Source organism: Ruegeria sp. AF7, from assembly GCF_056541885.1.
The window spans coordinates 56,471-79,647 of the sequence record NZ_JBQFYX010000011.1 but is presented as its reverse complement, the minus strand read 5'-3'; the positions used below and the strand labels follow the sequence as shown (position 1 = coordinate 79,647).

Below are 23,177 nucleotides of genomic sequence, written 5' to 3'. Positions count from 1 at the left end.
TTCTCCCTTTACTGGTCGTAGTCCACGACCACACGGTCGGTGACCGGATAGGCCTGACAGCTCAGCACATAGCCTTTTTCAACCTCGTAATCCTCAAGCGCGTGATTGGCGAGCATTTCAACTTCGCCTTCCAGAACGCGGCAGCGGCAGGTTGAACAGACACCGGCCTTGCAGGCGTAAGGGGCGTCCATGGCATTTTCCAAGGCTGCGTCCAGAATGGATTGGTCCTTGGGCAGAGTTATCGTCTGAGTGGACCCATCAAGAGTGATTGATGCGCTGGTTTGGTTCGCCTGCGTACCCGCATCTGCCGCACCTTCCTTGCGTTTGGCCCGGCCCGGCTGAGCGCTGGCAAAGAGTTCAAACTTGATCTGCCTGTCGTCAAGACCATGCGCGCGCAGCGCGGCAGCAATCCCCAGCATCATCGGCTCGGGGCCGCAGATAAAGGCTGTGTCCACGTTCTGGATATCGACCCAATGTTCGAACAGGTCAGCGCATTTTTCCTGCGTCACCAGACCGGTGAACAGGTCTATCTCCTGCGCATCCGCCTCAAGAATATGGATTACGTTCAGGCGGCCCATATAGAGGTTCTTCAGGTCTTCCAGCTCCTCGCGGAACATGATCGTGTTGATGCCCTTGTTGGCGTAGATCAGCGTAAAGCGGGATTTGGGTTCGCGGGTCAGTGTCGTCTTCAGGATCGACAGAACCGGCGTGATGCCAGAGCCGCCAGCGAAACCGAGATACTGCTTTTCCGCATCAGCATCGATCGGAGTGTGAAAGCTGCCCATCGGTGGCATCGCCTGCACAACGTCCCCGACGTTAAGCTCGGAATTGGCCCAACTGGAGAACGCGCCGCCGTCGACACGTTTGATCCCGACTTGCAGTACCCCGTCATCCTTGCCCGCACAAATGGAGTAGGACCGGCGCAGCTCTTCTCCGTCAAAGTCGCGGCGAAACGTCAGGTACTGGCCTGCGGTGAAATCGAATTGATCCGCCGCGCCGTTGACGGGTTCAAGCGTCACGACAACCGCATCGCGGATGGTTTTGTGGATGTCGGTGACTTTCAGGTCATGAAAACGTGCCATCCGGTGCTCCTCCTCAGATGCACTTGAAATAGTCAAAGGGTTCCAGGCAGTCAGTGCAGCGCCAATGGGCCTTGCACGGGGTCGAGCCGAATTGGCTGACCTTTTCAACCGCTTTACTGCCGCAATGTGGGCAACGCTCTGGCCCACCCGCCGGTTGTGGCGGGGCGATGCCAAACTCTTCCAGCTTGGCGCGACCTTTTTCGCTCAGCCAATCGGTTGTCCAGGCTGGTGAGATGCAGGTTTCTATGCGCAGATCTCCGATGCCGTGATCGCGCAGGGCGGTTTCGATATCCATACTGATGATGGATGTCGCCGGGCAACCGGAATAGGTTGGCGTGACGGTTACGACCAGAGTGTCAGCGTCCCAGCGCACATCGCGCACAATGCCCAAATCCACGACGGAAATAACCGGGATTTCGGGATCGGGCACGGTATCCAGCCAGCTCCATATCTGGTCAGTCGAGACCCGCATCCGCTTTTACCAACTTGCACCGGGATAGGCGCGCTGCAGCCACTGCATCTGCGACAGCAGATGGCCCAGATGTTCGGTATGCATGCGCCCGTCCCGCCCGCCTTTATGGGCAAATCGGCTTTCCGGAAGGATCAATGTCGCCTTGGCCAGAACCCGTTTGACCAACGCATCATATTCGTCGCGCAGGTCGGCTGGGTTCGGCGCAATCCCGGCCGCAGCAATCTGAGCGTCGATGTCGTCGCTGACAAACATCTCGCCTACATATGGCCAGAGGTAATCCAGCGCCGCCTGCATCCGGGTGTGACTTTCTTCGGTTCCATCACCCAGACCTACGACCGTTTCTGCCGAACGCTCCAGATGATAGGCGACTTCCTTGCTGGCTTTGGCAGCAATCGCGGCGACACGATCATCAGAAGATGTCAGAAGACGACCGAGCATGATCGAATGCCAGGCATCGAACAGGAACTGGCGCATCAGGGTGCGGCCGAAATCACCGTTCGGAACCTCGACCAACAACACATTGCGGAAATCCCACGCGTCGCGCAGAAATGCCAGATCATCGGCGGTTTTGCCGCCGCCTATCTCTCCGGCAAGGCCAAGCCACATCTGGGTCTGCCCAATCAGGTCCAGCGCCGTGTTGGCCAGTGCAATATCCTCCTCCAACACTGGCGCGTGGCCGCACCATTCGCTGACGCGATGGCCCAGGATCAGGGTATTGTCCCCCATCCGCAGCAGGAACTGCTGAAACGCTTCGTCGCGGGTCATCACATCGCCCCCACTTCTTCGGGGATGTCGAAAAAGGTCGGGTGTCGGTACACTTTGCTTTCGCTGGGCTCATACAACGGACCTTTGTCACTGGGCGACGAGGCCGAGATGTTGTTGGCTTCTACCACCCAAATCGAGACGCCTTCGTTGCGGCGGGTATAGACGTCGCGTGCGTTCTTGATCGCCATTTCCGCGTCCGGGGCATGCAGCGAGCCGACATGTCGGTGGCTCATCCCATGTTGACCGCGGATGAAGATTTCCCACAGGGGCCATTCGGTATTCATCGGGTTTCCTCCTCAGGGTAAGCTTATTCGGCAGCCAGATTGCCGGCCTGTTTCTTGCGGGCGTGGGCCAACAGCCCGTCACGCACCCATTTGCCGTCATCCCAAGCCTTGTTGCGCGCCGCCAGACGGTCGACGTTGCAGGGGCCGTTTCCCTTGATCACATCGAAGAATTCCGACCAATCCGGCTCTGAGAAATCGTAATGCCCACGCTCTTCGTTCCACTTCAGGTTCGGGTCAGGGATTGTCAGACCCAGATATTTGGCTTGTGGGACGGTCTGGTCGACGAATTTCTGGCGCAGCTCATCATTGGTGTTGATCTTGATCTTCCAGGCCATCGACTGCGCGGAGTGGACAGAATCCTTATCGGACGGTCCAAACATCATCAGAGACGGGTACCAGAAGCGATTCATCGCGTCCTGCGCCATCTTGCGCTGCTCGGGCGTGCCTTCGGCCATCTTGCGGATCGCGTCATAGCCTTGGCGCTGATGGAAGCTTTCTTCCTTGCAGATGCGGATCATGGCGCGCGAATACGGCCCGTAAGACGTTCTTTGCAGCGGCACCTGATTCATGATTGCAGCGCCATCGACCAGCCATCCGACCGCGCCGATATCCGCCCAGTTCAGCGTCGGGTAATTGAAGATCGACGAGTATTTCATGCGACCGTCCAGTAGCATCTCGGTGATCTCATCGCGGCTGACACCCAGTGTTTCGGCCGCACAATACAGGTAGAGCCCATGGCCGGCTTCATCCTGCACCTTGGCCAGAAGGATCGCCTTGCGTTGCAGCGTCGGTGCACGTGTGATCCAGTTCCCTTCGGGCAATTGCCCGACGATCTCGGAATGCGCGTGCTGTCCGATCTGGCGGATCAGCGTCTTGCGATACCCCTGAGGCATCCAGTCCTTGGGTTCAATCTTTATATCCGCGTCGATCCGCGCCTGAAATTCAGCAAGCTTTTCAGGATCATCGTTTGACGCCTCGGATTCTACCATCTGAGCATACATGTCCCGCCTCCTCCGTTACACGCGTTCAAGAATAAGTGCAGCGCCTTGCCCGACGCCGACGCACATTGTGCAAAGCGCATAGCGCCCTTTGGTGCGTTTCAGTTGGTACGCTGCGGTCAACACAAGTCGAGCGCCGCTCATTCCCAATGGATGACCAAGGGCGATTGCACCGCCATTCGGGTTCACATGGGCGGCGTCATCGGGCAGGCCCAACTCTCGCAGTGTAGCCAGACCTTGCGACGCGAAAGCTTCGTTCAACTCGATCACATCCATCTGGTCGATGCTCAGCCCGGCGCGTGCCAAAACCTTTCGGCTGGCAGGAACCGGACCAATACCCATGACCCGCGGCTCGACGCCCGCGAGGGACATGCCAACCACACGGGCAATCGGGGTCAGGCCGTTTTTTGTCGCTGCCGCTTCGTTCGCCATCAGGATCGCGGCTGCACCATCATTCACACCCGAGGCGTTCCCTGCGGTCACTGTTTTCTCCGGCCCGTTCACACCCACGAGGCCCGAGAGTTTTTCCGCTGTGGTTCCCGGGCGAGGATGTTCATCCGTATCGACAACAATCGGATCGCCCTTGCGCTGTGGAATCGTAACCGGTGTGATTTCCTCGTGGAACACGCCTGCCGCGTGGGCCGCAGCCCATCTCGCCTGGCTGCGCGCGGCAAAGGCGTCCTGGTCTTCACGGCTGATCCCAAAATCTTCGGCGACATTGTCAGCAGTTTGCGGCATGGAGTCGACGCCATACTGCTGCTTTAGCTTTGGGTTCACAAAGCGCCAGCCAATCGTGGTGTCGTAAACCGCATTGCTGCGCGTAAACGCCGCCGTCGCTTTGGGCATCACAAACGGTGCGCGCGACATGCTTTCCACGCCACCTGCGACAGCAAGATCATAATCGCCTGCCTTGATGCCCCGCGCCGCCATTCCGACAGCATCCATGCCACTGGCACACAATCGGTTTATCGTTGTTCCCGGCACGTCCGTCGGCAATCCGGCCAGCAGGGCTGCCATCCGGGCAACGTTGCGATTGCTCTCTCCTGCCTGGTTGGCATCGCCAAAAATGACGTCATCCACACTGGTCCAGTCGACTTGCGGGTTGCGCGCCATCAGGGCCGCTAGCGGGATAGCCGCCAGATCATCCGTGCGAACCGATGAAAGCGCACCACCATACCGCCCAATCGGGGTGCGGGTTGCGTCGCAGATGAAGGCATCCATCAATTGGGTCTCCCATTGGAACACAAGTCATTAACCGTCTGGTCGGTTAATAAATGTTCAATCGATTCGGCGCAAGCATTATGTTACCATGTAATCGCTCAAATAAGTTTTCTGTAACATAAAATGGCACTTCTTTCACATCCGTCTTCCAATCCCCAACAGCGCCATCCCGGACACGGCAAGAAAAGAGCTAACCACCCACCGCAGATTCCAGCGTCGCAAGATCTGGTTTGGGCAATTGCCCCAGCAGTCGGGACACCGCCGCGCGACACTCCGCGCCTTTCCAATCAGCTGGCAAAAAGGCCGGAGGCAGGGATGGATGGCGTAGAACCAAACGACGCCACCCATGCACAATCAATACGCGCAGCACCGCTATTTTCAGCGGATCGCCGACGCCATCAACAGGCAACAGTTGCTCGGTGATCTGAATGGAGTGCAAGAACTGATCATAGGCAGACTTCAGCGGTTCAGGGCCACAAAGGTCGCGCAGCCAGCCTGGAACCGAAATGGCGCTGCTTTCAACACCCAGCAGTTCTTCAAGGTTCTCGGGGACGGGGCCTGCCGACATGGCTGTTGTGAGGTTAACTGAAATATAATCTCCGGTCAGCATCAGATCTGCCAGCTCTTTTCGCGAACATTCCGAGTTGCTGGCGATAAGCATATGCCAGATTTCTGGCGTATTCGTCTCGCGGGAATAGATGCGCGGGGCGGCGGCTGCGCTTTGACGGCGGCCATATTCGGTCAGTCTGTGAACGCTGTTTCGCCCGACCCGCGTACTTTCGATCCAGCCTTCCTTGCGCAGCCTGTGCAGCGCAACACGCGTGGCTTCGGCCTTGATCCCCGCAAGGTTGGTCAGTGCTGTGATCAACGCGCCGCTAACCTGGTCAGACCCGCTCTGGGCCAGATCACCGAATATCGTGACCAGAACTGACCACACACGTTGCGTGCCAGTTGTGGTCAACTGGCTGACGCAGGTTTCGAACCATTCTGGAGCCGTATCTTTCATAAGCACAGTATAATCGGGCCGGAGGGAAATGCCATCCAGCCCCTGCGCACCTGCACTTGTGCCTAGTAGGCAACCATGGTCAGCAACTCGTATTCTGCGACCAGCTCATCATCCTGCTGTGTCAGGGTAACGTGCCAGCGAACCTCGCCGTAGTCATCATTGCGCTTGGTCTTGTGCTTGACCGTCAAACGCACCTTGATGGTGTCACCTGCCTCGACCGGTTTCATGAAACGCAGCCCGTCAAGACCGGTATTTGCCAAAACCGGCCCCTCGTTCGGTTCGACGAACAATCCGGCTGCGAAAGACAACAGCAAGTATCCATGTGCAACGCGACCCGGGAAGAACGGGTTACGTTCCGCCGCCGCCTGATCCATATGCGCATAGAAGGTATCACCGGTGAAGTTGGCGAAGTGTTCAATGTCCTCCATGGTGATGGTTCTTGGCGCCGTGTAAAGGGTCTCACCAATCGACAGATCGTGAAACCGGCGGGTAAAGGGATGAGCAGGAACTTCGATTTCGGTCGCGCCAGGCACCCATTTCCGGCCAATCGCTGTCAGCAGATCGGGCGAACCCTGAATGGCGGTGCGCTGCATATAGTGTTTCACACCCCGTACCCCGCCCATTTCTTCGCCGCCACCGGCGCGTCCCGGACCGCCATGAACCATGTGCGGCAGAGGTGAGCCATGACCGGTGGATTCCTTCATCGAGTCGCGGTTGTTGAAATACAGACGCCCGTGATAAGCCCCTGATCCCATGGCAACCTGTCGCGCAACCTCGGGATCATGGGTGATCACCGACGCCACCAAAGAGCCCTGCCCACGGTTCGCCAGCTCGATGGCATGGTCAAGATCGCGATACCCCATCACTGTGCTGACCGGACCAAAGGCTTCGGTGTCGTGCACGCGCTGCGCCGCGTCAGGATTGGCGCAGTGGAAGAGCATGGGCGGCAGGAACGCCCCCTTTTCGGCATCAGCGCCCTCAACCGCGAAATCATCGGGGTTGCCGAAGACACACTCGGCCTCTTGCCCGAGGATAGCAGCCTTTTCCAGAACATCACGCTTCTGACCGTTCGAAACCAACGCACCCATACGGGTGGCTTCCAGCTTTGGGTCGCCAATGGTCGTTTTCGCCAGTCGCGCCGACAACGCGTCAATTACCGCCTGTACCTGCGGTTCGGGCGCGATGATCCGACGGATTGCGGTGCATTTCTGCCCTGCCTTCGTGGTCATCTCGCGCTGGACTTCCTTCACGAAGAGGTCAAATTCCGGCGTGCCCGGCGCGGCATCGGGGCCAAGGATCGAACAGTTCAGGCTGTCCTGTTCCGCAACAAACCGTACCGAGTTCTCAAGGATCACCGGGTTGGAGCGCAGTTTCAGGGCCGTATCGGCGGATCCGGTAAAGCTGACCACGTCCTGCATGGTCAGACGGTCCAGCATGTCACCCAAACCACCCGAGACCAACTGCAATGCACCCGCTGGCAAGATGCCGGACTCAAGCATCAACCGAACACACAGCTCGGTCACATAACACGAGCTCGTGGCGGGTTTTACAATCGCCGGAACGCCCGCCAGAAGGGTTGGGGCAAGCTTTTCCAGCATCCCCCAAACCGGAAAATTGAACGCGTTGATGTGAATTGCCACGCCTTGTAGCGGGATGCAGATGTGCTGCCCCAGGAAAGTACCGTTGCGCGAAAGCTGCTCGACATCGCCATCCAGATAGACATGACCGTCCGGCATTTCACGACGGCCTTTTGCGGCAAAGACAAACATCGTTCCGATGCCGCCGTCGATATCAATCATATGATCCGATTGCGTGGCACCGGTGTTGAAAGACAAGTCATACATCGCCTGCTTGTGCTGACCCAAATGGACGGACAGCGCCTTGAGCATTTTGGCCCGTTCATGGAACGTCATATTGCGCAGTGCCGGCCCCCCGACATTGCGCGCATAGTCCAACATCCCCTGTACATCCAAAGCATTGTTACCCGCTGTGGCGATAACCTCGCCGGTCACAGCGCTAGCTATCGCGCGGGCACCCTCGCCGGGCAAAACCCACTCACCGGCTGCAAAGCTGGAAATCTGTTGGATAGTCATGAGTGTCTCCTCATCTAAGTCGCGATCCCCGCGCTGCCACAAGCCGGTCTCGTGAAATCATATTTTAAACCGTACGGTCGGTCAATAAATTACCGAGCAAATTTCCCTCGCCGGATTTCTCAGACCCGCGCGGGTAAACGTGCAAACCCCCGAAACCGGATGCGCCCGCCCCGTTCGGCGCCGTCGGTGATGCGATAGTCTGGAAAACGGGCCAGAAACCGGCCCACGGCCACCCGGCCCTCCAGACGCGCGAGGGTCAGACCAACGCAGGTATGAGGCCCTCCGGCAAAGGCGTGATGCTTGTTGGGGCGTCTGTCCAAGATCATCTCGTCGTGCCGGTCAAACTGCCGTGGGTCACGGTTGGCCGCACCGATACACAGATGAACATCAGTACCTGCCGGAATGGTCTGACCGTGGATCGTTACATCAACGGTGGTCAGGCGATTGCCGAACTGGTTCGGGCTTTCCAGCCGCAGAAACTCGTCCACGGCCGAACCGATCAGATCCGGGTCGGCCAGCAACTCCGCCCGCTTGTCGCGGTGCCGGTCCAACAACTCCAATGCGTTGCCGATCAGGTTCGTTGTGGTCTCATGCCCAGCATTCAGGATGAAAATGCAGTTCTGATACAGCTCGACCTCGGTCAGGCCACCATCCGTGTCGTCCTGGATCAGCCGGGTCAGGACATCCGTTGCCGGATCTCCGGGGTTGGCGCGACGATCCTCGATGATATGCCGCAGGAAGTCTTTGAAGTCCGAGACCGATCTGTTACCCCACTCTTCCTGCTCCGGCGTCAATTGCGGCTCCAACGCACCAAGAATGGCCAGAGACCAATCGCGCAATGGCCCGCGTTCGGATCGTGATATACCCAGCAGATTGCCGATGATCTCGATCGGGATTGCCCCGGCAAAATCCTCGATCAGTTCGACGTTGCCCTTGACCTGCATCTCGTCCAGCAGCCCATCGACAAGCTGGATCAGACCCGGTTCCATTTGCGCCAACGCGCGCGGGTTCATCGCGCCGACCATTACCTTGCGAACACGGGTATGCAGCGGCGGGTCATTAAACACCAAACTGGTGGTGTGGTGTTCATACAAGGGGCTGTCGACCCCGTATTTGGGGCCAAATACCGCTTTCTTGTCCGATATGAATCGCGAGGTGTCCCGGTAAACAAGGTCCAGATCCTCGTATCGGGACAGGATAACCGATCCGTCACGTTGCCAGCAGACGGGCGTATCTTCGCGCATAACGGCGTAGGCAGGATAGGGGTCTGTGTGAAACCCGTCCGGAAGCGCGGTCAGAGAGAACATCAGTGCCCCATCGCCCCCATTTGTTCAGGCAGAACCAACACTAACCATGGCACCAGAACGATCAGGGCCAGCCGGAAGATATCCGCTACCCAGAACGGAGTAACACCCTTGAAGATTGTTCCTGTTGACACATCTCCGACCACGCCTTTCAGAATGAAAACGTTCAATCCGACGGGTGGAGTGATCAGGCTGATTTCGGTCACGACAACCACAACAATGCCGAACCAGATCGGGTCATACCCCAACGACGTGACCAGCGGGAAAAAGATCGGCACTGTCAGCAGCAGCATCGACAGGGATTCAAAGACGCAACCCAAAATGATGTAGATCCCAAGGATCATCAGGATCACCACAAAAGGTTCAACGTCATAGGCCGTAACCAACGCGATGAGCGCTTCGGGCAGACCGGCAAGGTTGATGAAATTCGAAAAGATCTGTGCCCCGATCAGAACCGAGAACAATGCCGCGGCGGTATAGGTGGTTTCCTTCAGCACCTCAAAAGTCGACCCCAAAGTAAGCCCGCCTCGTGACAGCGCGATCAGGAAAGCGCCCATTGCGCCCATGCCTGCCGCCTCGGTCGGGCTGAAGGTCAGGTTCAGTGGATGAAAATCGAATGCACCGTACAATCCGCCAATCACCAGAAAGAACAGCAGCAATACGGCCCAGACTGAGCGCACCGCCGACAGACGCTCGGCCCAGCCGTGACGTTCACCCGCCGGTCCCGACTCGGGCTTGCGTGCGACGGTCCAGCGCACGGCGAGCAGGTAGAACAGAATGCCAAGCAGGCCGGGAATGATACCCGCAACGAAAAGTTTCCCAATCGAGGTTTCGGTCAGTAGTCCGTAGATAACCAGGATCACCGACGGCGGAATAAGGATACCAAGTGTGCCGCCCGCTGCAATCGATGCCGTCGACAGCTCGTCGGAATAGCCATAGCGGCGCATTTCCGGCATTGCGACCTTGGACATGGTGGCCGCCGTTGCCAGAGACGAGCCGCAAATGGCTGAAAAGCCTCCGCATGCCGCAACCGTCGCCATGGCGATACCGCCCCGGAAATGGCCCAGAAAAGCGTTTGAAACTGCGTAAAGCTCGCGCGCAAGCCCACCTTTATTCACGAACAAGCCCATGAGGATAAACAGCGGGACGACCGACAGGCCGTAATCCTGCGCGGTGTCGGTGATCTGACGACCCACCATCGACATCGCGGCCTTCAACCCACGCTCGGACAGGATGCTGCCGCCGCGTTCATAGGCAAAGCCAAGAGTTCCGACCAATCCCATTGCAAACACGATGGGCAAGCGCACCAGCACAAGAACAAGAACAAGAACAAAACCGATCAGCGCAGCGGTCATTGGGGGTGCTCCGACAATGTGTGGGGGGCAAAGAAGTGCAAGATGCCGGTGATGATCATTGCAACAGCGGTGATCGCTATGAACCCCGAGATGAACCAGCCTACATAGAAGACTGGGATCGAAAGATATTCCGTGACGTCCCCGTAGTCCCGCGCACGTTCAGCCAATACCCAGACACGCTGAATTGGCCAAAAAAGCATGATGCCAGAGAACAGATATACAATCGCATCACGTACCCGACTTAACCGCAGGCGTGAAAACAGCCCATCCGTCAGATCCACAGCGATTTGACCCTTGCCTGCTGAGATCATCGGCAAGACCGAGAACACGAGGACGGCCATCAGGATCCGGGTCAGTTCCGTGGCCGCCTCGATCGGGGCATTGAAAACAGATCGCAGGATGACATCAAAGAAGGTCATCACCATCAGGATGAACAGCGCGGCACAGGCCAGCAGCGTAGGCACGATACTGACGCGACGCGCAAAGGTCACGAGAGATTGCATAACGGGTCCCCAGCGAGTGAAATCGGCTGGCGGATCGCGTCCGCCAGCCAGACTGCGTTATTGCGCAGCCATTTCATTTACGATCATGTCATAGGCTGCTTGGGCGTCGATGCCTGTGCCATTGACTTCGTCGATAACTTTGGCACGTACATCCGCAGCAATCGCATTGAACTTTTCCAGATCTTCAGCGGATGCGGCATGGATCGCGTTGCCTTCGGTGCCTTCGGTTTCTTCCCGGCCGATCGCATCGATCTCATCCCAGATCTTGCCAATCTCGCGGCTCAGCGGTTCTCCGAAAACGTTTTCTTCCAGCGCTGCCTGCAGATCGGCGTGCAAGTCAGCGAAGGTGTCCTCGTTCATGATAAAGGCAAAAGAACCGCGATACAGGCCGCCAGGGACCTCATAAACGTTCTGGGCCACTTCCGTCAGCTTGAAACCTTTGCGGGATTCAAAGGGCATGACGACGCCGTCTGCGGCCTTGGAGGCCAGAGTTTCATACACTTTCGGTGCAGGAACCTGGATACCGGTTGCACCCAACGCCGTGCCCACGTCACCGCCAACACCGCCGGGGATGCGAACCTTGAGGCCCGAGACTTCGTCCAGCGACGTCACCGGGCTGCTGGAATGCAGCTGAGCCGGACCATGCGTGTGCAAGGCGATCACTTTCACACCACGGTGTTCGTCCGCCGCCTTCAAATGTGCGTCATATGCGCGCCAATATGCGACCGACGCAGCCTCGGCCGAGCCTTCATATCCGGGCAGTTCGATCATCTTGGTGGTGACAAACCGACCCGGCTGATAGCCGTGGAATATGATCGAGGCATCTGCAGCACCATCCATAATCAAGTCCATCTGCGCGGGGGGCGGGGCAAGGCCCAACTTCAGCTCGGCGGTGACCTGACCACCGGTGGCCTCTTCGATCATCTCGACGAATTTCGGCCACATCTTGGCATTGATGCCATGGGTCGGCGGGGCCCAGCTGGAAATGGTCAGCGTATAGTCTGCTGCAAGCGCCACTGTACCTGAAACGGCCAGTGCAGCTGAGGCAAGAAGTGTGCTCAACCTTGTGAATTTCATAGTTCTGTCTCCTCCCTGTGAAACATGAGTCAAGAATGCGTTAATGGTCACTTTTGTAACCATCAACTTGTTAATTGTCTCCAAGACAGCCCGCGACGCGCCATGAACCGGGGCTTTCCTTGGCTACGGTTTCCATCATTGCGTGCGACGTGTTGGCTCCGATTTCCTTGCAATAGTTCATCGGCCCGCCGCGCCAGCGCGGAAAGCCGTAGCCGTGAATTTGAACCATATCGACTGCTTCCGCGGACTCGGCGATCCCCTGCTGAATGATCAACGCGCCCTCGTTGGCCAGCACCGCCAAGATGCGCGACACGATTTCGTCCTGCGCGTATGCCCGCCGCGTTATGCCCTGTTCAGCCGAGTAGGACTCGATCAACGCCTCCACTTCGGGATCGCGGATCGGTTCGCGATGATCCACTTCATAGCGATACCATCCTTTGCCTGTGCGTTGGCCAAGACGACCCATCTCGCAAAGTTGGTCAGCGATCGTCACATAGCGTTCGTTCGGGTCGCGGGTTGCGGCATTGCGTTTTCGGTTGGCCCAGGCGATTTGGAGGCCTGTCAGATCTTGCAGCTCGTAAGGCCCCATGGGCATCCCGAAAGCTCGCATTGCCTGGTCCACCTGATAAGGCAACGCCCCATCCGCCAGCAAATAATCAGCCTCGCGCCGATACGCAGCCAACATCCGGTTGCCAATAAAACCATCGCAGATGCCCGACAGGACAGAAACCTTGCGAAGCCTTTTTCCAAGCGCAAATCCGGTGGCGACAACTTCGGGCGAAGTTTGCGGTGTATGCACGACTTCCAACAGCTTCATGACATGGGCAGGGCTGAAGAAGTGCAGACCAATGCACCGCGATTGATTTTCGATACCTGCGAAGATCTCGACCGGGCTCAAGTACGACGTGTTCGTGGCCAGAATCGCGTCACGCTGCATATGGCTGGCCAATTCTGCAAAAACCTGTTGCTTGACCGACAAGTCTTCAAACACAGCCTCGATAGCCAGCTGAGCGTTCGCAGCTTCGGAGTAGCTGTCCACGGCGCAAAACGCGGCAAGGCGTTCCTGCAGCTGTGCTTCGGACATCTTGCCCCGCTTGACTGCCCCCTTTAACAGCCCCTCAACCCGATCATGGGCTGCGGCCGCTGCTTCCATATCCCTCTCGATCAGAGTGACCGAAAGACCGCCATTCAGGGCAGCGGTCGCGATCCCTGCCCCCATCAACCCGCCACCGACAACTGCGATCCGGCTGATATCGCGCGGGGTGACACCTGCGATCATCGAAGGTCTGACCACCTGGCGCTCGGCAAAAAAGGCGTATCGCAGGGCGCGGCTTTCAGGGCTTTGACGCAGTGCCAGATGGCGCGCACGCTCTTTCGGCTGTGCGACAGCAAAGGGTTCGGACGACCAGCTGAGCGCAGTTAGGTTTTCCAGCGGTGATTGCTGACCCCTGGCGCGTTTTTTCAAAACCTGAAGGCTCGTCTCCAGAAGGTCAGACGCGACTTCACCGACGGGCCATTGACTGACAGGTGCCGGGCGCTTTGGCAGGTTGGCGACAAAATCCAGAACAGCCGACATTGGGTTATCGGCAATCAGGTCAATTCCCCCGAGAATGGCCATTTCTTCGGCTTTCAGGATTTTACCCGAACAGGCGATGTCGACCGCCGCTTCCATTCCAACAAGGCGCGGCAATCGCTGCGTGCCCCCCGCCCCCGGGATCAGGCCCACATTGACTTCCGGCAGCCCAAAGCAGGTGCCCGGCGCTGCGATCCGCCACGCGCAGGCCATGGCAATTTCAAACCCGCCACCCAACACGTTGCCGCGCATACAGGCGATAAACGGCACATTACTGTCTTCGATTTTCTGAACAACATCAGGCAAATGCGGCTCAACCGGAGCCGCGTCAAACTCGGACATATCACCGCCCGCGATGAATGTCCGACCGGCGCAGCACAGGACGGCAACCCGAGCTTTCTGAACTGCATCGACCGCGTCGGCCAGACCCTGCCGAACGCCCGTCGAGGTTGCGTTCACCGGCGGGTTGTCGACCGTGACCCAAGCCACGTCGCCCTTAAAGTCAACACTCACCAGCGACGGTTGCGGCATTTGCAATCCCTTTGATCAGTCCAGATTCGGTTCGGGTTTATATATTGACCAACCGTTCGGTTAATGCAATGATTAAGTTGTCACGGGAACAGATGAGACTGCCATGAGCGATACGATCCTTGTACATGATCACGGAAACTGGGTTGAAATAACCCTGAACCGCCCCGACAAGCTGAACTCGTTCAATGAGGAGATGCATCTTGCCCTTCACGACGCGCTGAAGAGCGCGCGCGAAAATGGTGCCCGCGCGATTTTGCTGACCGGCGCAGGGCGCGGTTTTTGTGCGGGTCAGGACCTTGGAGACCGCGATCCCTCGAAAATGGATGGCCCGCCCGACCTGGGCAAAACTGTACGCACTTTCTATGCCCCTTTGGTTCGACTGATCCGGTCTTTGAATTTCCCGGTCGTTTGTGCCGTCAACGGCGTGGCCGCGGGCGCGGGTGCGAACCTTGCACTGGCCTGCGACATGGTTCTGGCCGGGGAAAGCGCGAAGTTCATCCAGAGTTTTTCCAAGGTCGGGTTGATTCCGGACACAGGCGGCAGCTGGCACCTGCCCCGATTGTTGGGCGAGGCGCGCGCAAAGGGGCTGGCCCTGACAGCATTGCCCCTAACCGCCAAGCAGGCCGAAGACTGGGGGTTGATCTGGAAGGCGTTGCCCGATGATCAGCTGATGACCGAAGCACGCGCTCTTGCCGCGCAACTTGCCAACGGCCCCACCCTTGGGTTGGGCCTGACCAAGCAGTGCATTCAAACAGCAGCCACCACATCCTTGTCCGATCAGCTTGAAATTGAAGCGGACGCAATGAAAACCTGCGGGGAAAGTGCTGATTACGCCGAAGGCGTGTCCAGTTTCCTCGAAAAACGCGTACCGCATTTTCAGGGAAGATGATGATGATGACCCCAAAAGAACGCGCCCAAAAATCCGCAGCGGCGATGTGGGCCAGTGACGAAGCCAGTAAATGGTTCGGGATGGAGCTTGTCGAGGTCGATGAAGGGCACGCAGTCCTGTCCCTGACTGTTGCGCCGCATCACTGCAACGGACATGGTATTTGCCATGGCGGAGTCACGCACGCTCTTGCTGACAGTGCTTTCGCCTTTGCCTGCAACAGCCGGAATGTTGCAACTGTAGCGCAGCATACGATGGTCAGCTATCTTGCACCGGGACGGAAAGATGACTGCCTGACTGCTACCGCGACAGAAGTCAACCTGTCCGGTCGCAGCGGCATCTACGACGTCCGCGTCATCAATCAAGACAATACTCTGATCGCTGAGTTTCGCGGCATGTCCCGCACCATTGGCGGCCAGAATTTTCAAGAATAGTTTCGTGACTGGAGGAGTTACGCGATGAAAGACCTTTCCCCCAACAAAGCGGACCTTGACCCGATCGAAATCGCCTCGATCGACGAAATTCGCGCCACACAGCTTGAGCGTCTGAAGTGGTCCTTGCGTCATGCTTATGAAAACGTTCCGATGTACAAACAGCGCTTTGACGAGGCTGGCGTGCATCCTGACGATCTTCAGCAGCTTTCAGATCTGTCGAAATTTCCGTTCACGTACAAAAACGATCTGCGCGACAACTATCCGTTTGGCTTGTTTGCAGTCCCGCGCAGCGAGATAATTCGTCTGCATGCTTCCTCCGGCACGACAGGCAAACCGACGGTGGTTGGCTACACAAAGAATGACATCGACAATTGGGCTGATCTTGGCGCGCGGTCTCTTCGCGCGTCTGGGCTGCGCAAGGGCGACATGGTGCACAATGCCTACGGCTATGGGCTGTTCACCGGTGGGCTAGGTGCCCATTACGGGATCGAACGCCTTGGCGCGACCGTCGTCCCGATGTCGGGCGGGCAAACCGAAAAGCAGGTCAACCTGATCAACGATTTCCGGCCTGACGGGATCATGGTTACACCCTCCTACATGCTCAATATCCTTGAACAGTTCCACAAGGCGGGTCTCGACCCACGTGAGAGCTCGTTGAAGGTTGGCGTTTTTGGTGCGGAACCCTGGACTGACGCGATGAGGGCCGAGGTCGAGGCAGCCTTCGACATGCACGCCGTCGATATCTATGGCCTGTCCGAGATCATGGGCCCCGGAGTAGCCAATGAATGCGTTGAAACCAAAGACGGGCCTGTAATCTGGGAGGATCACTTCCTGCCGGAAATCATCGACCCGGCGACCGGAGAAGTCCTGCCCGATGGCGAAACCGGAGAATTGGTGTTCACGACACTGACCAAAGAAGGGCTGCCGATGATCCGCTACCGCACACGCGATCTGACATGCCTGCTGCCAGGGACGGCCCGGTCCATGCGCCGGATGGCAAAGATCACCGGTCGCAGTGACGACATGATGATCCTGCGCGGCGTCAACGTTTTCCCCAGCCAGATCGAGGAACAGGTCATGGCAACGGGCGGTCTTGCCCCCTATTACCAGATCGAGCTCTACAAATCCGGTCGCATGGATGCCATGCGGGTCTTTGTTGAATCCTCCCCCGATTCCACCGACGAGCTGTCAAAAACGGCCGCTGCACGGATGCTGACCAAACGCATCAAGGACGTCGTTGGCGTTTCAACCGAAATTGTAGTAGGTGACCCCGGCGACGTCGAACGCTCTCAGGGCAAGGCGAAGCGCGTTGTAGACAATCGCGATAAGGACTGAGCCGTGGCCCGGACAATTGCCAAAGACCACGACCAAAAGCGGGAACAGATCCTGAAGATGGCGGCAAAAGTATTTGCCGACCAGGGGTTTGACCGTGCTTCGATGACCCTTTTGGCCAAAGAATGCGGCATCTCGAAAGCAAACATATACCACTACTATGACAGCAAGGATGCCATCCTGTATGACATCCTTGAAACGTACCTGCGTGAGTTGCGGGACCGGATTTGCAATGTTGATCTGGACGGCCTTAACCCCGAACAAAAATTGCGCAAAGCAGTGCGCGAGATCCTTTTTGCCTATCAAGGTGCAGATGACGAGCACCGGGTTCAGATCAGCGGCATGAGCGCATTGACCGAAGAACAGCAAAAACGTCTGCGGGGCTATCAGCTTGATCTGGTGAACTTTGTACGCGACATACTTCTGGAAATGTCGCCCGGATCCTTTGACGGCGCCAAGGACAAGCTTCGCGGCGCGACGATGTCAGTCTTTGGCATGTTGAACTGGTATTACATGTGGAACACCGGCGCAGGCGCCAAAGCCCGCGAGGATTATGCCGATCTGGTGTGCACCCTGACCATGCATGGTGTGCAAAAGCTTTAGGTTGTCCCTTCTGGCAAAACGACACCCGGGCTTTGTCAGGCGCGATATTCAAGATCTCGGGACAGGCCGGCAGGGTCACACAACATCCGACCAGCAGGCTTCCAGCCTTCAATGCTGCCCTGATGGCTTTCCCAGAGACAGCCTTTCAGGCAAAGTTGATATCGACCGCGCCGAACGGCCCGAAATCCGTGTGAATTTCTGTGCCCGGGGGGCACTCGACAGGGCGGATAAAACTGCCGGACAAAATAACCTGCCCCGGTTCTACGCTTTGTCCATATTGCGCCATGCGCCGGGCCAGCCAGACAACACTTTCGACAGGATCATTTAATACGCCGGCCCCTAGGCCGGTTTCCTCAATCTCACCGTTGCGGAAGGTCAAGGCGCCAACCCAGCGCAGGTCGAACGCGTCGATCGCATGACGCTCGGAGCCCAGCACAATGCCCGCATTGGCGGCATTGTCGCTGATCGTGTCAAAGACGGTTCGGACCTTGCCAGTCTCGGGGTCCTGACGCTGAATACGTGTGTCCAGAATTTCAATCGCTGGCGCGACGTAATCGGTGGCGGATATGATAACGTCGCGGCTCACATTCTCGCCACCGACGGCGGATTTCATGACAAAGGCGATTTCAGCCTCGATCCGGGGCTGGATGAATCGGCCCGCAGGGACCGTACCACCGTTTTCAAACGCCATATCATCAAACAGGATGCCGCTGTCGGGAATATCGATGTTCAGCGCATATTGCATCGCTTTCGATGTCAGACCGATTTTCCACCCGATGACCCTGCGACCCTCAGCCAGCTTCTGGCGATAGATGGCGTTCTGCACCTCATAGGCGTCGTCCATACCCATCTGGGGGTGGCGCAGGCTCAGCAGACCGATCTGGTCGCCGGTGCGTTCGGCCTGAAGCAGGTCGGCTGCTGCGCGGGCATGCTCTTCGGGTGTCATGCCTTCTCATCCTCGACTGTGTTGCGCAGGGTGCCGATACCTCCGACAGAAACCTCGACCACGTCACCCGGTGCAAGATATTTTGGCGGGTCAAAGCGCGCGCCCGCACCGGTGGGGGTGCCGGTTACGATAACGTCACCCGGCTTCAGGGTCATGAAGGTCGAGATATACTCGATCTCGCGCCGGATCGGGAACATCATGCGGTCGAGGGTGTCGTCCTGACGCAACTCACCATTGACGTGGGTTTGAATGCGGGCGTCATCCAATTGCGCCGGGTCGGTGAAGGGCACCAGCCAAGGGCCGATCGACCCTGAATTGTCCCAGTTCTTGCCCTGAGTTACGTTGAACTTGGCATGGCGCACCCAATCGCGGATCGTGCCTTCGTTGCACAGCGTCAACGCGGCGATGTGCTCATAGGCTTCGTCCTGCGATATCCGGCGACCCGCCTTGCCGATTACAATGGCCACTTCGCCCTCGTAATCCAGCGTGTGGTTTTCCGGCGGACGGATCAGCGGGCGGTTGTGGCCGGTAAAGCCGCTGGCAAAGCGGGGGAACAGCGACATATATTCCGGTTGCGCGCTGCCATCCTTGTATTCCGCATTTCTGTCCGGAAAGTTCACGCCGACGCACAGAATGCGACGTGCATCCGGCATCACCATTTCATAGGTGAAATCGGAATGGGTCACAGGCTTACCCTCGGCCGCCGCAGCCAACCGGCCAAACGCACCAGCAGCGATGACCTCATACAGGCTGGAAAACTCGGGGAAATCACCATTCAGAGCGATCGCGCCATCATCGGTGATCGCGCCAAAGAAGGTATCCCCTGCAGCACTGAACGTCGCGAACTTCATAGCAGGCTCTCCCAGACATCTCGGATGACATCCGCCGCCATCAGCACGTCATCGCGCGTTGTATCGAATTGCCCGACCTGAAAGCGGATGATCTTGCGGCCATCGAACATGCCTTGCGTCAGGTAAATTCGGCCATCGTCATTCAACGCATCCACCAGCCGCTGCTGCGCGGCGTCATCCCCCGGACAGCGAAAGGAAAACAGGCTTAGGATCGGGCCGGTGGTGATCTCAAACCCCTCGATCGCACCGATCTTTTCTGCAACTTCATTGGCCCAAAGTACATGGTTGCGAATACGGTCCCGCAACCCGTCGAGACCATAAGAGCGCAACAAGAACCAGATCTTTAGTGCCCGGAACCGTCGACCCAAGGGGATGGTCCATTCCGAATAATTCGTCACCTCTGCCCCGGTGGTCTTGAGGTATTCCGGTTCGATCTTAAGCGTGTTGAGCTGTGGCGCGGCGTCCCGCAGAAACTGGATCGCGCAATCGAACTGCGCCCCCATCCATTTATGTGGGTTGAAGACAATGCTGTCGTAAAGGTTGGCACCCGGCCAATGGGCCTCTCTAAATTCAGGGCAGATCATCGCCGACCCCGCCCAGGCCGCGTCAAGATGTGTGTAGAGGTCATATTTTTGCGCAATCTCAGCGACCGCTACCAGATCATCGCAGGCCCCGACACCAGTACCGCCCGTGATTGCAATGATACCGGCGGGAATATGTCCGGCGGCGATGTCACCCTGAATTGCGGTATCAAGAGCCCCAGTATCAATCGCAAAGGTCGGACCACCTGTAGGAAGTTTCACCAGATTGTCCTGACCGATCCCCGCAACCCAGCAAGCCCGATCAATCGATGAATGCACCTGATCCGAGCAGTAGATGCGCAGTGCGCCCTTGGCGTTCAGGCCTTCGCGGTTACCGGTAAACCCTGTGGCCCGTTCCCGCATGGTCAGAACGGCCGACAACGTGGCGGATGATGCACTGTCCTGAAAAACTCCGGTCATACCTTCGGGCAACCCAAGCGCCTGCCGCAGCCAATCGACCATGACACCTTCGACCTCGGTCGCAGCTGGCGAGGTCTGCCACAACATGCATTGCGCCGCGATTGTGGTCACCAGCATTTCAGCCAGCATCGACGGGGGCGCTGCGTTGGCCGGAAAATAGGCAAAGAACCGGGGATGTTGCCAATGTGTAATACCCGGCATCACAATCCGTTCGAAATCGGCCATGATGGCTTCCATCGGCTCGCCACTCTCGGGGGGCGATACCATTAGCTGGGCAGCGATTTGTCCTGGTTTTGTCTGTGCGCGAACAGGGCGCTCGGCAAGAGTTCTGTGATAGTCGGCCGCCCATTTCGAGATGTGCTGACCCCAATGCGAAAACGCGTCCCAGTTCATTTATTGACTTTCCTTTGTGACGGGATCGCCACTGAATCTTAGTGTTCGATTGTCCGGTTCAAACCGAAAAGCTGACATTTGCTTGACCAGTGCCAGAGCTGCCGAAATACGGGGTGTAGATGTCGATCTCACCCTTGTAGCTGCCCCAACCCAGTGCTCCAAACAGCAAAGCAGTGTCATTCATTGCACATTCGCCTGTACATTTCTTTGCATAGTCCGGAAGCATCTCAAGAAATTCTTCAAACCTTCCCTGTTCCCAAAGCTCCAGAACACGCATATCCATCTGGCGATTAAATTCACCGTTCACCGCATTGAGCCCTTCAACTGAGCGTTCATTCGGTGTGAAATCATGGCTGAGTGAGCCGGATGCCAGTATGGAAACGTTCCGGTCGGAACGCCGGATACCTTCGGCAATGGCCTCACCCCAGACGCGGTTTTCCTGGATCGACGAGAACTGGTTGACTGCAACGGGCAAAACCCTGGCATTCAATCCATCGTTAATGAAATGCATAGGCAGAAGTGTGCCGTACTCCATTCCCATATCGGGGTGCGAATGGCCAAGTGCCCGCTCGCCGCGCTCGCGCAAAACATCAAGAATGGTTTCGCCCAAAGCATGATCGCCGCGATAATCAAACTCCATATCCGCCAGCATGTGCGGCAGTTCATGACTGATGAAGCGACCTTTGTGGTGCTCTTTGGTATTCAGGTGAAATCCCTGATTAGTGATCCAATGGGTGTCGAACACAAGAAAGGTCTCGACCTCGCGATCTATCGCGTCCTGGCGCAGGCGCGCATACCCATCAATGGCAGACTGCCGGATGCCCTTATATTTCGGCATCGTGTGGGACATCCAGATACTTGGCACATGCGTGATCTTTGCGGCTTGTACGATCTTTCCCATGACAGTTCCTCCTCGTGTGTACCGACTTCAGCGTACCGCGGCCTCCTTCCGGTTTCACTTGCCCAATTGCATGATTTTGTGTTGGCCAGTTGCGAAGCCGACGTGTTTTTGTTCCATGTAGAACTCGAAACTCCAATCGCCGCCGTCGCGGCCGATACCGGATGCCTTGACGCCACCGAACGGCGTGGGCAGGTGGCGGACGTTTTCCGAGTTCACCCAGATCATCCCGGCTTCAAGCTTGTCGGTGAACCGCAAGGCGCGGGTCAGGTCATTGGTCCAGACATAGCCGGTCAGACCGTATGGTGTGTCGTTGGCGATCTGCAGCGCCTCGTCCTCGGTCGAGAACGGGATCGAAGTCAGAACCGGGCCGAATATCTCTTCGCGCGCGATACGCATCTGGTTATTGGCATCGGTAAACAGGGTTGGGCGAATGAAATACCCTGTGTCGCCGACCTTGACACCTCCGGCGGCGACAGTCGCACCGTCTTCTTTGGCGATGTCAAAATAGGAAGTCACTTTGTTATAATGCTCCTCGGTCACCAGTGGCCCGATCTCGGTCTCAGGATCCAGCGGATGGCCGACCTTGATGGTGTTGACCCGTTCGATCAGCTTTGCCTCGAACGCGTCCTTGATGGTGTCCTGCACCAGCAGGCGCGAGGATGACGTGCAGCGCTCGCCATTGATCGAGTAGATCATGAAGATCACCGCATCCAGCGCCCGGTCGAGATCGGCGTCGTCGAACACAACAACCGGGTTCTTGCCGCCCAGTTCCAGATGCATCCGCTTGAGCGTATCGGCACCTTGTTTGGTGATGATGCTGCCGGTGCGGCTTTCACCGACAAAGGCGATCGCCTTGATCAACGGATGCTCCGTCAACGCCTTACCCGCATCGGGGCCGAACCCGTTCACGGTGTTCAGCACACCCTTGGGCAGCCCGGCCTCTTCGGCGATCTCCACCAGCAGGCGAGCGGACAGCGGAGAATCTTCGGCCGGTTTGTGAACCACAGTGCACCCGGCAGCCAAAGCAGGTGCGATCTTCCATGTCGACAGCATGAACGGCGTGTTCCACGGCGTGATCACCCCCACCGGACCAATCGGAACGCGCGTGGTGATGTTCATCAGGGTCGGCGACTTAAGGTGCTGACCGTCCCGCGCCTGGACCACCTGATCCGCGAAATACCGGAAATTCTCGGCCCCCCGCAGCGCGGCCTTGGACATAAAGCGCAGGGTCTGGCCGGTGTCCCAGCATTCACACAGCGCAATTTCCTCGGCACGGGCCTCGATCGCATCGGCAACGTTCAGCAAGATGCGGCGCCGCTCGGTGGCAGGCATGTCGCGCCAATCGGCAAATGCGGCGTGGGCGGCATTGGCGGCAGCGTCGATATCATCGGCTGTGCCATGGGCGACATCGCAGATCACCGACCTGTCAACCGGGGAGGTGGATTGGAACACCCCTGCGGAACCGTCGCGATCTTCGCCCGCGATCCGGTTCTTGATGCCGGTTTCCTTAAACCGGGCCAGAAAGCCCGCCAGCTTCTCGATATTCGTATCCAGTGCGCTCATGGA

Annotated in this window: 22 protein-coding genes; 4 read left to right on the top strand and 18 right to left on the bottom strand. The window is 57.7% G+C overall.

The features are described from left to right. Window positions 1–8 precede the first annotated feature (8 nt). The 13 genes from ACR0AP_RS15790 to ACR0AP_RS15730 form a co-directional block, all read right to left on the bottom strand. Window positions 9–1,082: a 2Fe-2S iron-sulfur cluster-binding protein gene (locus ACR0AP_RS15790; protein WP_209597434.1), complete on the bottom strand. Its 1,074-nt coding sequence runs from the start codon at window positions 1,080–1,082 to the stop codon at window positions 9–11. A gap of 13 nt (window positions 1,083–1,095) precedes the next feature. Next, window positions 1,096–1,554, bottom strand: coding sequence for a 1,2-phenylacetyl-CoA epoxidase subunit PaaD (paaD, locus tag ACR0AP_RS15785; RefSeq protein WP_480507702.1), 459 nt, complete (start codon window positions 1,552–1,554; stop codon window positions 1,096–1,098). A gap of 6 nt (window positions 1,555–1,560) precedes the next feature. Next, the gene (paaC, locus tag ACR0AP_RS15780) at window positions 1,561–2,319 is read right to left on the bottom strand and encodes a 1,2-phenylacetyl-CoA epoxidase subunit PaaC (RefSeq protein WP_480507700.1); all 759 of its coding nucleotides are present in this window, start codon (window positions 2,317–2,319) and stop codon (window positions 1,561–1,563) included. After that, window positions 2,319–2,603: a 1,2-phenylacetyl-CoA epoxidase subunit PaaB gene (paaB, locus tag ACR0AP_RS15775; RefSeq protein ID WP_209507558.1), complete on the bottom strand. Its 285-nt coding sequence runs from the start codon at window positions 2,601–2,603 to the stop codon at window positions 2,319–2,321. The genes paaC and paaB overlap by 1 nt, the downstream gene beginning before the upstream one ends. A 23-nt stretch (window positions 2,604–2,626) precedes the next feature. Continuing rightward, the gene (paaA, locus tag ACR0AP_RS15770; protein WP_480507698.1) at window positions 2,627–3,604 is read right to left on the bottom strand and encodes a 1,2-phenylacetyl-CoA epoxidase subunit PaaA; all 978 of its coding nucleotides are present in this window, start codon (window positions 3,602–3,604) and stop codon (window positions 2,627–2,629) included. Between the two features lie 15 nt (window positions 3,605–3,619). After that, window positions 3,620–4,822 (bottom strand): 3-oxoadipyl-CoA thiolase, encoded by a 1,203-nt coding sequence (gene pcaF, locus ACR0AP_RS15765; protein WP_480507696.1) that lies wholly within the window; start codon window positions 4,820–4,822, stop codon window positions 3,620–3,622. A gap of 190 nt (window positions 4,823–5,012) precedes the next feature. Beyond that, complete coding sequence (locus ACR0AP_RS15760; protein ID WP_480507694.1) at window positions 5,013–5,828, bottom strand: PaaX family transcriptional regulator C-terminal domain-containing protein; 816 nt, start codon at window positions 5,826–5,828, stop codon at window positions 5,013–5,015. A 62-nt stretch (window positions 5,829–5,890) separates the two neighbouring features. After that, window positions 5,891–7,921 (bottom strand): phenylacetic acid degradation bifunctional protein PaaZ, encoded by a 2,031-nt coding sequence (gene paaZ, locus ACR0AP_RS15755; protein ID WP_480507692.1) that lies wholly within the window; start codon window positions 7,919–7,921, stop codon window positions 5,891–5,893. Window positions 7,922–8,040: 119 nt separating this feature from the next. Further along, window positions 8,041–9,228, bottom strand: coding sequence for a cytochrome P450 (locus ACR0AP_RS15750; RefSeq protein ID WP_480507690.1), 1,188 nt, complete (start codon window positions 9,226–9,228; stop codon window positions 8,041–8,043). Then, complete coding sequence (locus tag ACR0AP_RS15745) at window positions 9,228–10,580, bottom strand: TRAP transporter large permease (protein ID WP_480478172.1); 1,353 nt, start codon at window positions 10,578–10,580, stop codon at window positions 9,228–9,230. The genes ACR0AP_RS15750 and ACR0AP_RS15745 overlap by 1 nt, the downstream gene beginning before the upstream one ends. Continuing rightward, window positions 10,577–11,083, bottom strand: coding sequence for a TRAP transporter small permease (locus ACR0AP_RS15740; RefSeq protein WP_480507688.1), 507 nt, complete (start codon window positions 11,081–11,083; stop codon window positions 10,577–10,579). Before ACR0AP_RS15740 ends, ACR0AP_RS15745 begins: the two co-directional genes overlap by 4 nt. A 57-nt stretch (window positions 11,084–11,140) precedes the next feature. Further along, window positions 11,141–12,160 carry a TRAP transporter substrate-binding protein gene (locus ACR0AP_RS15735; RefSeq protein ID WP_480507686.1) on the bottom strand — a complete coding sequence of 340 codons (1,020 nt, stop codon included), beginning with the start codon at window positions 12,158–12,160 and terminating at the stop codon, window positions 11,141–11,143. 70 nt (window positions 12,161–12,230) lie between these two features. Then, on the bottom strand, window positions 12,231–14,264 hold the full coding sequence (locus tag ACR0AP_RS15730; RefSeq protein ID WP_480507684.1) for an FAD-dependent oxidoreductase: 2,034 nt from the start codon (window positions 14,262–14,264) through the stop codon (window positions 12,231–12,233). Between the two features lie 103 nt (window positions 14,265–14,367). Between ACR0AP_RS15730 and paaG the strand changes: the two genes are divergently transcribed. Genes paaG through ACR0AP_RS15710 form a run of 4 tightly spaced genes read left to right on the top strand, consistent with a single transcriptional unit; the run spans window position 14,368 to window position 17,519 of the window. Then, window positions 14,368–15,153 (top strand): 2-(1,2-epoxy-1,2-dihydrophenyl)acetyl-CoA isomerase PaaG, encoded by a 786-nt coding sequence (gene paaG, locus ACR0AP_RS15725; RefSeq protein WP_480507682.1) that lies wholly within the window; start codon window positions 14,368–14,370, stop codon window positions 15,151–15,153. Between the two features lie 5 nt (window positions 15,154–15,158). Next, complete coding sequence (gene paaI / locus ACR0AP_RS15720; protein WP_480507725.1) at window positions 15,159–15,584, top strand: hydroxyphenylacetyl-CoA thioesterase PaaI; 426 nt, start codon at window positions 15,159–15,161, stop codon at window positions 15,582–15,584. A gap of 24 nt (window positions 15,585–15,608) precedes the next feature. Then, the gene (gene paaK / locus ACR0AP_RS15715; protein ID WP_480507680.1) at window positions 15,609–16,919 is read left to right on the top strand and encodes a phenylacetate--CoA ligase PaaK; all 1,311 of its coding nucleotides are present in this window, start codon (window positions 15,609–15,611) and stop codon (window positions 16,917–16,919) included. A gap of 3 nt (window positions 16,920–16,922) precedes the next feature. Then, window positions 16,923–17,519: a TetR/AcrR family transcriptional regulator gene (locus tag ACR0AP_RS15710; RefSeq protein WP_480507678.1), complete on the top strand. Its 597-nt coding sequence runs from the start codon at window positions 16,923–16,925 to the stop codon at window positions 17,517–17,519. A gap of 145 nt (window positions 17,520–17,664) precedes the next feature. Here the strand turns inward: ACR0AP_RS15710 and hpaH are convergent, their stop codons facing one another. From hpaH to hpaE, 5 genes are read right to left on the bottom strand one after another with little or no spacing between them, the layout of a single operon-like run. Then, the gene (gene hpaH / locus ACR0AP_RS15705) at window positions 17,665–18,465 is read right to left on the bottom strand and encodes a 2-oxo-hept-4-ene-1,7-dioate hydratase (protein WP_480507675.1); all 801 of its coding nucleotides are present in this window, start codon (window positions 18,463–18,465) and stop codon (window positions 17,665–17,667) included. Next, window positions 18,462–19,316, bottom strand: coding sequence for a fumarylacetoacetate hydrolase family protein (locus ACR0AP_RS15700; protein ID WP_480507673.1), 855 nt, complete (start codon window positions 19,314–19,316; stop codon window positions 18,462–18,464). Before ACR0AP_RS15700 ends, hpaH begins: the two co-directional genes overlap by 4 nt. Then, the gene (locus ACR0AP_RS15695; protein ID WP_480507671.1) at window positions 19,313–20,710 is read right to left on the bottom strand and encodes a pyridoxal phosphate-dependent decarboxylase family protein; all 1,398 of its coding nucleotides are present in this window, start codon (window positions 20,708–20,710) and stop codon (window positions 19,313–19,315) included. Before ACR0AP_RS15695 ends, ACR0AP_RS15700 begins: the two co-directional genes overlap by 4 nt. Before the next feature lie 58 nt (window positions 20,711–20,768). Then, window positions 20,769–21,611, bottom strand: a complete 843-nt coding sequence (gene hpaD, locus ACR0AP_RS15690) for a 3,4-dihydroxyphenylacetate 2,3-dioxygenase (protein WP_209507542.1) — start codon at window positions 21,609–21,611, stop codon at window positions 20,769–20,771. A gap of 54 nt (window positions 21,612–21,665) precedes the next feature. Then, on the bottom strand, window positions 21,666–23,174 hold the full coding sequence (gene hpaE, locus ACR0AP_RS15685) for a 5-carboxymethyl-2-hydroxymuconate semialdehyde dehydrogenase (RefSeq protein ID WP_480507669.1): 1,509 nt from the start codon (window positions 23,172–23,174) through the stop codon (window positions 21,666–21,668). Window positions 23,175–23,177 lie beyond the last annotated feature (3 nt).